Below are 13,825 nucleotides of genomic sequence, written 5' to 3' on the forward strand. Positions count from 1 at the left end.
CGCGCCACCGGAGGTCAGAACAGGGTGGGCGCGTCAGCGATCGCCCAGGACGACCGATGAAGCGGCGAGAGCCCGTGCTCGCGGATGGCCGTCCGATGCTCCAGGCTGGCGTACCCCTTGTTGCGGTCCCATTGATAGGCGGGGTGCTCGTCATGCAACTGCGCCATCAGCGAATCGCGCGCGACCTTCGCGATCACAGAGGCCACCGAGACCGAGGCGCAGTCCCGGTCCGCCTTGATCACCGGCCGCACACGGAGGCCGGTCGGATGCACGGCCGAGACGTAGTCGTGATTTCCGTCCAGGATGACGAGCGCCCGCTCGGCGGGAACACCCTGCTCCGCGATCGCCGACACGGCACGCGAGGCGGCGAGCCCGAGCGCGCGCATGATGCCGACCTCGTCGACCTCGGCCGCGCTCGCCCACCCCAGAGCCGATGCCGGCACCCACGCCGCGGCTCGCAGGGCGACCTCAGGGCGCCGTCGTTCGGTGATGAGCTTCGAGTCGCGCAGGCCTTCGGGGACTCGGCGCCGCGCGCCAGCGGCATCCATCACCGCCGCACCGACCGTGACGGGTCCCGCCAGCGCACCACGACCGACCTCGTCGAGAGCGATGATGAGCTCGTGCTCCTTGAGCAGCGTGCGCTCCAACCGCAGCGAGGGGGCGACGACCGTCATCATTGCGGGTCCGGGACTCCGTTGAAGACGTCGTAGTGGCCGTCGATCAGGCCGATCCGGTCCAACGGCCACGTCGTCAGGAACGCCTTGCCGACGACGTTCTCCAGCGGCACGAATCCGCCGCTGGGCAGATCCTGGTGCGCTCTGGCATCCTGCGATCGATCCCGGTTGTCGCCGAGCAGCCACAGCTGGTCGTCCGGAACGGTGACGTCGAACGGCTCCTCCGACGCGAGCGTGTCGCCCTCGGGCAGGTTCAGGTACGAGAGCTCGTCGATCGGCGCATCGTTCACCGAGATCTGGCCGAGCGCGTTGCAGCAGACGACGTGGTCGCCGGGCAGGCCGATGAGGCGCTTGACCAGATGATCCTGCGAGTCGGATGCCGAGACGCCCACGAACGTCAGGACGCCGTCGACGAACGCGATCAGCGGCGGCTGAGCGGGTTCCTGGACCGCAGGCGGGAGCCATCCGCCCGGATCCTTGAAGACGACGACATCACCGCGCTCGTACCCGGTCCAGCGGGGCGTGAGCTCATCGACGAGGATGCGGTCGTTCACGAGCAGCGTCTGCTCCATGGATCCGGACGGGATGTAGAACGAGCGGACGATGAAGGTCTTGACCAGGAACGACACGAGCGCCGCGATCACCACGATGATGAGGACATCACGCAGGAAGATCAGGAAGCCGCGCCTCCGCTTCGCCGCCGGGGCCGGGGTGGACTCAGTCGTCATCGCATTCCTTCACGAGCATCAGCCGGACAACGGTACGGCCTACCAAGCGTTGCACACCCTGGCCGAAAGAAAGCACCCCGGGACACGAGTGTCCCGGGGTGCCTCTCGAAGTGAGGGCGACTCAGTTGTCGCGCTTCTCCTTGATCTTCGCCTTCTTGCCGCGCAGCTGACGCAGGTAGTAGAGCTTCGCGCGACGCACGTCACCGCGGGTGACGACCTCGATGTGGTCGATCACCGGGGAGTGCACCGGGAAGGTGCGCTCGACGCCGACCTGGAAGCTGATCTTGCGGACCGTGAAAGTCTCGCGCACGCCGTCGCCCTGGCGGCCGATGACGACGCCCTGGAAGACCTGCACACGGGAGCGGTTGCCCTCGGTGATGTTCACGTGCACCTTGATGGTGTCACCGGGGAAGAACTCGGGAATGTCCGAGCGAAGCGAAGCCGCGTCGACGGCGTCGAGGATCTGCATGATCGTCTACTCTCTGCATCCGCCACAGGTCGGGTGCAAGCTGGAAGGAATACGTTAGGTGTGTGCTGAACGGAACGCGATGCGTCCGCGGGCTCCCCTGAGGCAGAGCCGATCACGGCACAAGGAACTATTCTGCCATGAATGTCCCGCTCCGCCAAAACGTGCTCAGCGCTCGGCGTCCGGCTTCTCCCTGACGATGAACACCTCGGGGTCCGCAGCCCGCGCATCCGCGGTCTCATCGGCGACGGGAGTGCGCCACGACGTTGTCATCACCCGGATTCCGCCGGAGTCGCGAGCCTCCCGCCAGAGCTGCCACAGCGTCAGCCACACCAGTCCGATTCCCGCGATGATCGCGAGCGTCAGCGCTGGCGCGAACCACGAGGGATAGAACCCGACGGCGATCGTCAGCGCGTGCCACACGCCGAAGCCGGCGACGTCCCACCACGACACGGCTCGGCTCATGCGCACGGATGCCCGCGCCCGAACGAGCAGGGTCAGTATCAGCTGGCCGATGAAGACCGACGGGATGCCGATGAAGAGGAACAGGAACGCCCAGCCGCCGCCGGAGAACACACCCCAGCCGATCAGCAGCCACAGCGGCAGCACGAACGCAGCCGGGATCAGCCACCGGAAGAACGCCTCGCGCAACCACATGATGCGATCGTACGTCGGCCGGCGCGCACAAGTCACGATGTTCGCTGAGAGCGGGTGGAGCTCTGCCCCTCGCCGATCCGGGAGAATGGAGAGGATGAGAGGAACACCATGATCGAACTGCGCACTCCGGCCGAGATCGATGAGATGCGGGCCGCCGGGCGATTCGTCGCCGAGACGCTCGCCACGCTGCGCGATGACACGAGGATCGGCACGAACCTGTTGGACATCGACCGCCGCGCGCACGACATGATCCGCAAGGTCGGCGCCGAATCCTGCTACATCGACTACGCACCCTCGTTCGGCCGCGGCCCGTTCGGAAAGGTCATCTGCACCTCCGTCAACGATGCGGTCCTGCACGGCCTCCCGCACGATTACGTCCTGCGCGACGGCGATCTGGTCACGCTCGACTTCGCCGTCGCCGTCGACGGCTGGGTCGCGGATTCCGCAGTGTCCTTCGTGGTCGGCGCCGCACGCGAAGAGGATCTCCGTCTGATCGACACCACCGAGCGTGCGCTGGATGCCGCGATCGCCGCGGCGACGGTCGGCCACCGCATCGGAGACCTGTCCGCGTCGATCGCCGAGATCGCCTACGCGGAGGGCTACAGCATCAACACCGACTTCGGCGGGCACGGCGTCGGGCGCACGATGCACGGCGACCCGCACGTCGCGAACGACGGGCGCGCCGGGCGCGGCTTCCCCCTGCGCGCCGGGCTGGTGCTCGCGATCGAGCCGTGGTTCCTCGCGACGACGGACGAGCTGGTCACGGATGCGGACGGCTGGACGCTGCGCAGCGCCGACGGGTCCCGCGGCGCGCACTCCGAACACACCATCGCCATCACCGACAACGGGCCGATCATCCTGACGGATCGCTCCTTCCTCGGCGTCGACTGAGCGGAAGGTCAGCCGTGCGGCGGCGCCGCACGCTCCCACTCGGCGACCGGACCGGGGACCACGGCGAAGAGCGGATGCGGCTCAGGCACCACGACGTCGGTCCACCGTGCACCCACCTCGGGGCTGCGGACGGTGAGCTTGGCCATCAGGTGCGTCCACTCCAGGGCGAGCTGCCCATCGGTGACTTCGAGCGGCCCCGTGATGGCGCCTGACGCGACGATGCGCGTGCGGTCGAAGCGATATCCCCGCGCGTCGGCCTCCGCCGCCACGCCCTGCAGATACTGTCCGATGAAGGCGAGCGGGTCGTCGCTCGCGCGGAACCGCGACAGCTGCGGATGCCGGGTGTAACCACGGGTCGCGCCGTTCAGCACCGCCTGCGCGAGCAGCGCCTCACGCCAGGATGCGGTCAGCCCCTGACGATCGAGATACCTCGGATGCAGAGACCAGATCCTCACCCACCGATGCTATCGCTCGGAACATCTCCCCCGGTTCGGGACCGCTGTGCCATTCTGGGCACATGATTCCGCGCGATCGCCATGTGCCGCAGCGGGCATATCTCGCCCGTCATGGTCAGTCGTCATGGAGTCTCGAGGGCCGGCTGCACGGACGGCTCGACTCGCCGCTCACCGCCGAGGGCATCGCTCAGGCGAGGACCGCAGGCGAACGGCTGGCCGGGTCGGGGATCCGAACAGTGTGCACCAGTCCACTCGGCCGAGCGGTCGCCACCGCGGTCATCATCGCCGAGCGACTGGGCGCGTCGGTCGTGGAGGTCGCGGATCTCACCGAGATCGATCACGGCGAGATGGCCGGCATGACGTGGGCCGAGATCGAGACGGCCTTCCCCGGAGCTCGCGCCGAGCGCGCGGAGAACCGCTACGGATGGGCGTTCCCCGGCGGTGAGAGCTATGCGCAGGCGCGCCTGCGCGCCCGCCGAGCGCTCAGCGAATGCGGCTGGTCGACGGATGGCCCACCGCTGCTCGTCTCGCACGAGATGATCGGGCGGATGCTGCGGGCAGAGCTGCGCGGACTCGACGCCGCGCAGGCGCTGTCGCTGCGGCATCCGCACGGCCTCGTGTTCGAGATCGATGGCCGCACTGAGCGCGTGGTCTGACAGCGGTCAGGCCGAGGCGTCCCCGAGCAGATCAGGGCGACGCGTCCGCGTCCGCTCGAGCTGCTGCTCGCGACGCCATGAGGCTATCGCGCCATGGTTGCCGCTGAGCAGGATCGCGGGAACGTCGCGTTCGCGCCAGGAGGCCGGCTTCGTATACGACGGGTACTCGAGCAGGCCGTCCTCATGCGATTCCTCGACGAGGCTCTCGGGGTTCCCGACCACACCAGGGATGAGCCGACCGATCGCCTCGATCATCGCCATGACCGCGACCTCTCCCCCGTTCAGCACGTAATCACCGAGGCTCACCAGCCGGACCTCGCCGAGGTCGGCCGCGTACTCGAAGACGCGCTCGTCGATGCCCTCATAGCGGCCGCAGCCGAAGATGAGATGCTCGCGCGTCGCGAGATCGCGTGCCGTGGCCTGTGTGAAGACCTCACCGGCGGGCGACGGGAAGATGATGGTCGGCCGGGCAGCCGGTTCCGCACCGGTGAGCTCGTCGAGCGCGAGCCCCCACGGCTCCGGCTTCATGACCATGCCCGCGCCGCCGCCGTACGGCGTGTCGTCGACCGTGCGGTGCCGATCGCTGGTCCAGTCGCGGAGATCCCGGATGCGCAGATCGATGATCCCGGCATCCTGCGCCTTGCCGAGCAGGGACAGCGTCAACCCGTCGAAGTACGACGGGAAGATCGAGACGACGTCGAAGCGCACGTGATCAGGATAGGCGGGTCAGGATGCTTCGGCGGGCGGCTGCTCGTCGGCGTCCGCCTCGGGAAGCTCTTCGAAGAGCCCGGCGGGAGGAGTGACGATCACGCGGCCGGCCTCGATGTCGACCGTCGGAACGATCGCCTGGACGAACGGAACCATGATCTCCGTCTCGGCATCCGCGCCGGTCGGCCGAACGATGAGCAGGTCCTGCGCCGGGAGGTGCTCGATGCGCACGACGCGTCCAACGATCTCGCCGTCGCGCACGACGTCGAGTCCGGTGAGCTGATGGTCGTACCAGGCGTCGTCCTCGGGTTCGGCGTCATCCTGGTCGATCCACAGGATGGCACGCACCAGCCCTTCGGCTGCCGTGCGGTCCTCGATGTCATCGAAGAAGACGACCGAGTTGCCGTTCATGACGCGGTACTCGCGGACCTTGATGGTCTTGCCGTGCCACGGAGATGCCTCCGGCACCTGCAACGTGAACTCGGCCCCCGTGACGAAGCGCGCCCCGGGGTTGTCGGTGTACAGCTCGAGCTTGAGGGCGCCCTTGAGCCCGTGCGCTTTGACCAGACGGCCGACACGCAGCTGATTGCGCCCCTGGGCCTTGTCGCTCGCCACCACGTCAGTCGTCCGCGACGTCGACGCGAACGCGACGCCCGTCGGCGAGGGCGGAGATGAGGGTGCGCAGCGCCTTGGCGGTGCGACCGCCGCGCCCGATCACGCGTCCACGGTCATCGGGGTGCACGCGCACCTCGAGCAGATCGCCTCGCGGCGACGTGGATTCGGTGATGCGGACATCGTCCGGGTGATCGACGATCCCCTTGACGACGTGTTCGAGCGCGGCGGCCAGCACGGCGAATTACTCGGCGTCGGCGGCGGGGGCCTCAGCGGCCTCCGCGTCGGCAGCGGCGGGAGCCTCCTCAGCGGGAGCCTCCTTCTTCTCCGCCTTCGGCTTGACGACCGACTTCTTGGACGCGTCGACCTCGAACGCGGTCTTGGGCTCGGCGACCTTGAGCGTGGACTTCGCGTCCTTGTCGCCCTTGAAGGTTCCCCAGTCGCCCGTGATCTTCAGCAGCGCGGTGACCTGCTCGGTCGGCTGCGCGCCGACGGACAGCCAGTACTGCGCACGCTCGGAGTCGATCTCGATGAACGAGGGCTCCTCGGTGGGGTGGTACTTGCCGATCTCCTCGATGACACGACCATCGCGCTTGGTGCGCGAGTCGGCGACGACGATGCGGTAGTAAGGCGCGCGGATCTTGCCCAGGCGCTTGAGACGAATCTTGACAGCCACGATTCTCCTGAATTGTGTGAAGGAAGTTTGAACCGATCGCCTGGAGAGTGGGGTGCACACCCGGCGGAAGCTCTGCGGGAGGACGTTCTCGCTGGATAGAGGGTCGAGCGAGCCGTCCGACCTTCTATTCTGCCAGATCCGATCCGCTGGCGCGAAACGTGTTGTGACTCCGCGCGTCGGTTCGCGCGGTCGGCCGTGTCAGACTGTCGTCGTGACCGTCGCTTTCGCCGAATCCGCTCGCTCCACGGTGGGGCTGGAGTGGGAGATCATGCTGGCCGATCCGGACTCCGGAGACCTCGTCGGACGCGCGCCGGAGCTGCTCTCCGCGCTGGAAGAGGAGAGCGAGAGCGAGCGGCACACGGTGACCGGCGAGCTGCTGACCAACACGATCGAGGTAACCAGCGGAGTGGGCACCTCCGTCGCGCACGCGGTCGAGGACATCGCCGCAGCCATCTCCGCGGTGCGCGCCGCCACAGACCCCGCAGGTGTCGAGCTGCTCTCCGCCGGCAGCCACCCGTTCGCGCAGTGGTACGACCAGCAGGTCACCGACAAGACCCGGTACCACACGCTCATCGAGCGCACCCAGTGGTGGGGGCGCAACATGATGATCTGGGGCATCCACGTGCACATCGGCGTGGAGGACCGCGACAAGGTGTTCCCGATCATCGGCGCGCTGACAGGGTATCTCCCGCACCTGCAGGCACTGGCAGCGTCGAGCCCGTTCTGGGCGGGAGAGCGCACCGGCTACGCCTCGAACAGGGCCCTCGTGTTCCAGCAGCTGCCGACGGCAGGGCTCCCCTGGGCTCTGCACGACTGGACGGCCTTCGAGAACTATCTCGACGACATGGTGCGCACGGGCGTGATGGCGGACGCGACCGAGGTGCGCTGGGACATCCGGCCGGCACCGCGCTGGGGCACGATCGAGGTCCGCGCCTGCGACGGCCTGTCGACCCTCGCCGAGCTCGCATCGGTCGCCGCCGTCGTCCAGGTGCTCGTCGAGCATTTCTCCCGGCTGCTGGATGCCGGTGAACGACTGCCGATCATGCCGGCGTGGTTTCACCGCGAGAACAAGTGGCGCGCCGCCCGATACGGCCTCGACGCCCGGCTGATCGTCGATGCGGACGGAACGCAGGCCCCGGTGCGCGAGCACGTCTCGGCACTTCTGGCCGACCTCGCGCCCATCGCTGTCGACCTCGGGTGCGCCGCCGAGTTCGCCCGCGCCGGCTCGATCGTCACCGGCGGTGCGAGCTACGAGCGGCAGATCGCGGTCGCCGACGCATCCGACGGCGACCTGCATGAGGTCGTCAGACACCTGATCCGCGAGTTCCGCTCCGGACCGGTGAGCTCGGTCGCCTGAGCCCTTCCGGCACTCAGGCGTCGACCCAGTCGAACGTCCGGGTCACGGCCTTGCGCCAGCGCGCGAGTCGCTCGGCGCGGTCGTCCTCGTCGATGCCCGGCTCGAAGCGGGCGTCCTCGTGCCACATCTCCCGCAGCTCGTCCAGGTCCTTCCAGACGCCGACCGCGAGCCCGGCCGCGTACGCGGCGCCCAGCGCTGTGGTCTCCGTGATGGCCGGTCGGACGACGGGGATGCCGAGCACATCGGCCTGGAATTGCAGGAGGGTGGCGTTCGCGGCCATACCCCCGTCGACGCGCATCTCCGACAGTGCTATTCCTGTGTCGGCGGCCACGGCATCCACGACCTCACGGGTCTGGAACGCGACGGCCTCCAGAGCCGCACGCGCGATATGACCCTTGTTCGCGAAACGGGTGAGCCCGAGGATGGCGCCACGCGCATCCGGCCGCCAGTACGGCGCGAAGAGCCCGGAGAACGCGGGCACGATATACACGCCGCCGTTGTCCTCGACGGTGAGGGCGAGCTCTTCGACCTCCGGGGAGCGCGAGATGATCCCGAGGTTGTCGCGCAGCCACTGCACGAGCGAACCGGTGACCGCGATCGAACCCTCCAGGGCGTATCGCGGTGCCGCGTCGCCGAGCCGGTAGGCGACCGTGGTGATCAACCCGTTGTCGCTGGTGACGATCTCCTCGCCCGTGCCGACGATGAGGAAGTTCCCCGTGCCGTAGGTATTCTTCGACTCCCCCGCCTCGAACGCGACCTGACCGAACGTCGCTGCCTGCTGATCGCCGAGGATCGCCGCGATCGGCACCCCGTCGAGCGCGGTGCCCACGGTGGTGCCGTACACCTCGGACGACGATCGGATCTCCGGCAGCATCGAGCGCGGAACGTCGAACGCGCTCAGCAGCTCGTCGTCCCAGTCGAGCGTGTGCAGATCCATGAGGAGCGTGCGGCTCGCGTTCGTGACGTCGGTGGCGTGCACTCCGCCGTCGACTCCCCCGGTGAGATTCCACAGCAGCCAGGTGTCCGGCGTCCCGAACAGCAGATCGCCCGCCTCCGCGCGCTCGCGCGCACCATCGACGTTGTCGAGGATCCAGGTGATCTTGGATGCCGAGAAGTACGTCGCCAGCGGCAGACCGGTCTTCTCGGCGAATCGGCGCACCCCGCCCCCGGCTGCCAGCTCATCGATGAAGCGCTGCGTGCGGGTGTCCTGCCACACGATCGCGTTGCACACCGCCTCGCCCGTGCGGCGGTCCCACACGACCGCCGTCTCCCGCTGGTTGGTGATGCCGATGCCGGCGACGTCGTCGGCCGACACTTTCCCCTGCTCGAGGGCCGTCTCGATCGCGGACTGCGTATTGCGCCAGATCTCGGCCGCATCGTGCTCGACCCATCCGGCGTTCGGAAGGATCTGCTCGTGCTCCAGCTGGCCACTGGAGACGATCTCGCCGCGCGCGTCGAAGACGATCGCCCGCGTACTGGTGGTGCCCTGATCGATGGCGACGATGTGCATGTCGGTGGTGTTCTCCCGCGTCGTGACGGCGATGTCCGTGTCGACGACAGCCTAGGAGATCCCCGCGCGTCCCGACGTCCGCCGTGCACGAACGTGCATCAGCGCTCGACGAGGCGCTCCGCCAGATGCTCGTCCAGAACCAGGTCGGTCACGAGCCCCGTGGCGATGGCTCCACGCACACTGGCGAGCTTCTGCAGCCCCGAGACGACGCAGATCCGCCGGGCGACCCGTTCCAGCACGCCGAAGCCCGGCCCGGTCGCTCGCGCATTGAGCTCGATGTCCTGCCACGTGCCGTCCTGCCGGTAGAACACGGTCGCGATGTCCCCGACCACCTTGTCCTCGCGAAGGCTCCGGTAGTCATCGCGGCTGAGATATCCGCCGATGTAGACCCGACTGGGCACCTCGGCGAACGGCGAGCCGAGCCCGAACAGCACCACGTCGGCGCGGGTCTGCAGCTCCAGCACTCGTCGCATGCTGCGCTCGCGCCACATCGCCTGCTTCGTCAGCGGGTCGTCGAAGAACGCCGGCACAGGGAACTGCTGGATGCCGGAGCCGAACGCCTGCCCGAAGCGCTGCAGGATCTCGCTGGCGTAGTCGACGCCGGTCGTGAACGTGTTGCCCGCGCCGTTGAGCTGCACGACCGTGGTGTTGCGCGTCTCCTTGCGCGGAAGGTGGCGGCTGATCGCATCCAGCGTGGAGCCCCACCCGATGCCGAGCGTCATGTTCGAGTCGAAGTAGAGCGGCAGGAGCCGGGCCGCGCTCATCGCCACGCGTTCGAACCGCTCCACGTCGGAGAGGCTCTTCGGCGTCGGCACGACGTGCGCTGCGATGCCGAATCGCCCGCGGATCTCCTCCTCGAGCAGCAGTTCCTGCCCCTGCGGCTGATGGATCTGGATCTCGACCAGCCCGGTCTCCCTGGCGTGACTGAGCAGACGCGAGATCGAGGAGCGGGAAGTGCCGAGTTCGCGGGCGATCGCATCCATCGTCATGTCCTGCAGGTAGTACATCTGCGCGGCACGCAACGCGGAAGCGGTCCGCGGATCGTTGAGACCGGTCGCGCTCATCCCACCTCCTGCACGTATGTGCACGCCGCTTGCGCGAGTGTGCTGGTGCATCAAGGATAGAGCGTGAAGGTCTGGGAGGGCACACGATGGGCGAGACGGTTCGAGAGCGCGACGAGGTCACCACGGCACGGGAATCCGGCCGCACGAGTGTGCTCATCATCGGCGCGGGCATCAACGGGATCTCGACGTTCCGCGACCTCGCGATGCAGGGCGTCGATGTGCTGCTCGTCGAGCGAGACGACTTCGCGAGCGGCGCCACTGCGGCATCCAGCCACATGATCCACGGCGGAATCCGCTATCTCGAGAACGGCGAGTTCCGCCTCGTCAAGGAGTCCGTGCAGGAGCGCAACGGGCTGCTGAGGATCGCCCCGCACTACGTCAAGCCGCTCGAGACCACCATTCCGATCTACTCCACCTTCTCCGGCATCCTGGCCGCCCCGCTGCGGTTCCTGACCCACCGCCAGGGAAAGCCGACCGAGCGAGGCGCGTTCCTCATCAAGGCCGGGCTGACACTCTACGACACGTTCTCCCGCGACGGCGGCACGGTCCAGCGGCACCGCTTCCACGGACGGAAGAAGTCGCTCGCCGCGCTCCCGAAGCTCGACCCGAACGTGAAGTACACCGCCACGTACTACGACGCCTCGGTGCACGACCCCGAACGCCTCGCGCTCGATGTGCTCCGCGATGGCGAGGCCGCACACACAGGCGCTCACGCACTGAACTACGTGGAGGCGATCGGTCTCGACGCCGCCGGCGTCCTGCTGCGCGACAGGGAGACCGGAGACGAGTTCCGGATCGACGCCGACGTCGTGGTGAATGCCTCAGGTCCCTGGACCGACCTCACCAACGAGGCGCTCGGCACCGAGACGACCTTCATGGGCGGCACGAAGGGCTCGCACATCGTGCTCGACCACCCCGAGCTGCTGGACGCGACCGGTGGTCGCGAGATCTTCTTCGAGCATGAGGACGGACGCATCGTCCTCATCTACCCTCTGAAGGACCGCGTGCTCGTCGGCACCACCGACATCGAGGCGGATCCGCGTGAACCAGCGCGATGCACGGAAGAGGAAGTCGACTACTTCTTCGCACTCATCGCGCACGTGTTCCCGACGATCGAAGTCGACCGTTCGCAGATCGTGTACCGCTACGCCGGCATCCGCCCTCTTCCGCACCACGACGACGAAGCCCCTGGCTTCGTCTCCCGCGACTACCGGATCGAGCGGCGACAGGACCCGGGTATGCCCGCTGTGCTCAGCCTCGTCGGGGGGAAGTGGACGACGTTCAGGGCCCTCGGCGAGACGTTGGCCGATCGTGTGCTGGCCGAGCTCGGCCGCGATCGAGTGCTCAGCACGAAGGGCGTCCGGATCGGCGGGGGCGTCGGCTATCCGCGGACGCCCCGGCGGCGCCTGGAATGGCTGAGGCAGAACGTCGGCGACGATGCCAGAGGACGCGTGCTCTTCCTTCGCTACGGGACGCGGGCGGCGGAGGTCTCGGACTTCCTCGCACTCGAGAACGATGAGCCGCTGCTGGACGACGCGCTGTCGACCCGCGAGCTCGCCTGGATGGTCGCACACGAGAAGGTGCAGCACGTCGGCGATGTCGTCTTCCGTCGCACCAGCCTCGCCTTCACGGGTGATGCGGATGCCGCGGCGATCCGCGTGATCGCCGACGCTCTCGCGCCCCTCCTCGGCTGGGACTCCGTACGCACGGATGCCGAGGTCGACGACGCGCTCACGACACTGCGCGAGGCGCACGGCGTGGACGCGGAGACCGCGTCGGCGCGCTGATCCGCGGGGCTCAGCCCTTGCCGAACAGCTTCTGGATCTCGGCGAAATCGGCTTCGCTCGGCGCGGACTGACCGCCGCCGAGCCCGAAGCCGGAACCGGTGCCGACAGCCGAAGCAGCAGGGGCACCCGCGTTCTCGGCCGCGCGCTTCGCCGGGTTCCCCGAGCGCGACGGGCCCTTGGCCTTGGCGCCCTTCCTGCCGCGCTTCGCCGACGCCCCGGTGCGTCCCATGCCGGGCATCGGCCCCATGCCGGGGATCTGCGGCGTGCCGCCCCGGGCGACGGTCTTCATCATCTTGGCGGCCTGCTCGAAACGCTGCACGAGCTGGTTGACGTCCGTGACGGTCATGCCGGAACCGCGTGCGATGCGCAGACGGCGCGAACCGTTGAGCACCTTCGGGTTGCGGCGCTCTCCCGGAGTCATCGAGCGGATGATGGCCTCGGTGCGATCGATCTCGCGCTCGTCGAAGTCATCCAGCTGCTGCTTCATCTGGCCCATGCCCGGGAGCATCCCGAGCATCTTCTTCATCGAGCCCATCTTCTTCATCTGCTGAAGCTGCTCGAGGAAGTCCTCGAGCGTGAAGGCCTCGTTCGCGAGCTTCTCGGCGACCTTCATCGCCTCTTCCTCGTCGAACGCCTGCTGCGCCTGCTCGATGAGGGTCAGGACGTCGCCGAGGTCGAGGATTCGGCTCGCCATGCGGTCGGGGTGGAAGGCTTCAAGATCGTCGAGCCCTTCACCTGTCGACGCGAAGATGATCGGGCGTCCGGTGACCGATGCCACGGACAGTGCCGCTCCACCGCGGGCATCACCGTCGAGCTTCGACAGCACGACGCCGGTGAAGTCGACGCCCTCCTGGAACGCCTTGGCTGTGTTGACGGCATCCTGACCGATCATCGCGTCGATGACGAACAGGACCTCGTCCGGCGTGGTGGCCTTGCGGATGTCCGCCGCCTGCTTCATGAGCTCGGCATCGACGCCGAGACGGCCGGCGGTGTCGATGATGACGACGTCGTGCTGCTGGCGTCGTGCATAATCGACGCCGTCGCGCGAGACCTTCACGGGGTCACCGACGCCGTTGCCCGGCTCCGGCGCGTAGATCGTCGCCCCGGCCTGCTCAGCCACGACCTGGAGCTGATTGACGGCGTTGGGGCGCTGCAGATCGGCTGCGACGAGAAGCGGCGTGTGCCCGTCCTTCTCGAGCATCTTGGCGAGCTTGCCGGCGAAGGTCGTCTTACCCGACCCCTGCAAGCCGGCGAGCATGATGACGGTCGGCGGGGTCTTCGCGAACTCGAGCCGGCGCTGCTCGCCGCCGAGGATGGCGACGAGCTCCTCGTTCACGATCTGCACGACCTGCTGCGCGGGGTTCAGCGCCTTGTTGACCTCATCGCCGAGTGCGCGCTCGCGCACCTTCGCGGTGAATTCCTTGACGACGACGAGCGCGACGTCGGCATCCAGCAGCGCGCGACGGATCTCGCGGACGGTGCCGTCGACGTCGGCCGCAGTGAGCTTTCCCTTCGTGCGCAGGTTGCGGAAGGTCTCGGTGAGCCGATCGGAGAGCGTGCCAAAGGTAGCCATGGTGCTCTCGA

16 protein-coding genes are annotated in these 13,825 nt (G+C 68.0%); 4 read left to right on the top strand and 12 right to left on the bottom strand.

Features of this window, described 5'->3' with window-relative positions; translation table 11 throughout:
• Positions 1-14 precede the first annotated feature (14 nt).
• The 4 genes from ACWAT3_RS02835 to ACWAT3_RS02850 form a co-directional block, all read right to left on the bottom strand.
• Positions 15-674, bottom strand: a complete 660-nt coding sequence (locus tag ACWAT3_RS02835; RefSeq protein WP_460795876.1) for a ribonuclease HII — start codon at positions 672-674, stop codon at positions 15-17.
• Positions 674-1,402: a signal peptidase I gene (gene lepB, locus ACWAT3_RS02840; RefSeq protein WP_460795697.1), complete on the bottom strand. Its 729-nt coding sequence runs from the start codon at positions 1,400-1,402 to the stop codon at positions 674-676. Before lepB ends, ACWAT3_RS02835 begins: the two co-directional genes overlap by 1 nt.
• Positions 1,403-1,523: 121 nt before the next feature.
• Complete coding sequence (rplS, locus tag ACWAT3_RS02845) at positions 1,524-1,871, bottom strand: 50S ribosomal protein L19 (RefSeq protein ID WP_460795699.1); 348 nt, start codon at positions 1,869-1,871, stop codon at positions 1,524-1,526.
• A 165-nt stretch (positions 1,872-2,036) separates the two neighbouring features.
• Positions 2,037-2,525: an MFS transporter permease gene (locus tag ACWAT3_RS02850; protein ID WP_460795700.1), complete on the bottom strand. Its 489-nt coding sequence runs from the start codon at positions 2,523-2,525 to the stop codon at positions 2,037-2,039.
• Between the two features lie 108 nt (positions 2,526-2,633).
• On the opposite strand from ACWAT3_RS02850, the gene map reads away from it, so the two are divergent.
• Positions 2,634-3,416, top strand: a complete 783-nt coding sequence (gene map / locus ACWAT3_RS02855) for a type I methionyl aminopeptidase (RefSeq protein WP_460795701.1) — start codon at positions 2,634-2,636, stop codon at positions 3,414-3,416.
• Between the two features lie 8 nt (positions 3,417-3,424).
• Here the strand turns inward: map and ACWAT3_RS02860 are convergent, their stop codons facing one another.
• Complete coding sequence (locus ACWAT3_RS02860) at positions 3,425-3,871, bottom strand: pyrimidine dimer DNA glycosylase/endonuclease V (RefSeq protein WP_460795703.1); 447 nt, start codon at positions 3,869-3,871, stop codon at positions 3,425-3,427.
• Between the two features lie 62 nt (positions 3,872-3,933).
• Here ACWAT3_RS02860 and ACWAT3_RS02865 point away from each other — a divergent pair, with 62 nt between their 5' ends.
• On the top strand, positions 3,934-4,527 hold the full coding sequence (locus ACWAT3_RS02865; protein ID WP_460795705.1) for a histidine phosphatase family protein: 594 nt from the start codon (positions 3,934-3,936) through the stop codon (positions 4,525-4,527).
• 6 nt (positions 4,528-4,533) lie between these two features.
• Here the strand turns inward: ACWAT3_RS02865 and trmD are convergent, their stop codons facing one another.
• From trmD to rpsP, 4 genes are read right to left on the bottom strand one after another with little or no spacing between them, the layout of a single operon-like run.
• Entirely contained in the window at positions 4,534-5,235 is a 702-nt protein-coding gene (trmD, locus tag ACWAT3_RS02870; protein WP_460795706.1) for a tRNA (guanosine(37)-N1)-methyltransferase TrmD, read from the bottom strand.
• 18 nt (positions 5,236-5,253) lie between these two features.
• The gene (gene rimM / locus ACWAT3_RS02875) at positions 5,254-5,853 is read right to left on the bottom strand and encodes a ribosome maturation factor RimM (RefSeq protein ID WP_460795708.1); all 600 of its coding nucleotides are present in this window, start codon (positions 5,851-5,853) and stop codon (positions 5,254-5,256) included.
• 1 nt (position 5,854) lies between these two features.
• The gene (locus ACWAT3_RS02880) at positions 5,855-6,085 is read right to left on the bottom strand and encodes an RNA-binding protein (RefSeq protein WP_264157661.1); all 231 of its coding nucleotides are present in this window, start codon (positions 6,083-6,085) and stop codon (positions 5,855-5,857) included.
• Positions 6,086-6,091: 6 nt separating this feature from the next.
• Positions 6,092-6,523 (bottom strand): 30S ribosomal protein S16, encoded by a 432-nt coding sequence (rpsP, locus tag ACWAT3_RS02885; RefSeq protein ID WP_460795710.1) that lies wholly within the window; start codon positions 6,521-6,523, stop codon positions 6,092-6,094.
• Between the two features lie 211 nt (positions 6,524-6,734).
• Here rpsP and ACWAT3_RS02890 point away from each other — a divergent pair, with 211 nt between their 5' ends.
• Entirely contained in the window at positions 6,735-7,880 is a 1,146-nt protein-coding gene (locus ACWAT3_RS02890) for a glutamate--cysteine ligase (RefSeq protein WP_460795711.1), read from the top strand.
• Positions 7,881-7,893: 13 nt separating this feature from the next.
• On the opposite strand, the gene glpK is transcribed toward ACWAT3_RS02890, so the two are convergent.
• Together glpK and ACWAT3_RS02900 are read right to left on the bottom strand one after the other, a co-directional pair.
• A complete protein-coding gene (gene glpK / locus ACWAT3_RS02895) occupies positions 7,894-9,390 on the bottom strand; it encodes a glycerol kinase GlpK (RefSeq protein WP_460795712.1) in 1,497 nt (498 codons plus the stop codon).
• Positions 9,391-9,488: 98 nt separating this feature from the next.
• Complete coding sequence (locus tag ACWAT3_RS02900) at positions 9,489-10,454, bottom strand: sugar-binding transcriptional regulator (RefSeq protein ID WP_460795714.1); 966 nt, start codon at positions 10,452-10,454, stop codon at positions 9,489-9,491.
• Positions 10,455-10,540: 86 nt separating this feature from the next.
• On the opposite strand from ACWAT3_RS02900, the gene ACWAT3_RS02905 reads away from it, so the two are divergent.
• Positions 10,541-12,241, top strand: coding sequence for a glycerol-3-phosphate dehydrogenase/oxidase (locus tag ACWAT3_RS02905; protein ID WP_460795715.1), 1,701 nt, complete (start codon positions 10,541-10,543; stop codon positions 12,239-12,241).
• Positions 12,242-12,251: 10 nt separating this feature from the next.
• Here ACWAT3_RS02905 and ffh read toward each other — a convergent pair whose 3' ends face one another.
• Positions 12,252-13,814, bottom strand: coding sequence for a signal recognition particle protein (gene ffh, locus ACWAT3_RS02910; protein WP_460795716.1), 1,563 nt, complete (start codon positions 13,812-13,814; stop codon positions 12,252-12,254).
• Between the last annotated feature and the right edge of the window lie 11 nt (positions 13,815-13,825).

The sequence above is a fragment of the Microbacterium sp. GXF0217 genome (assembly GCF_054798195.1).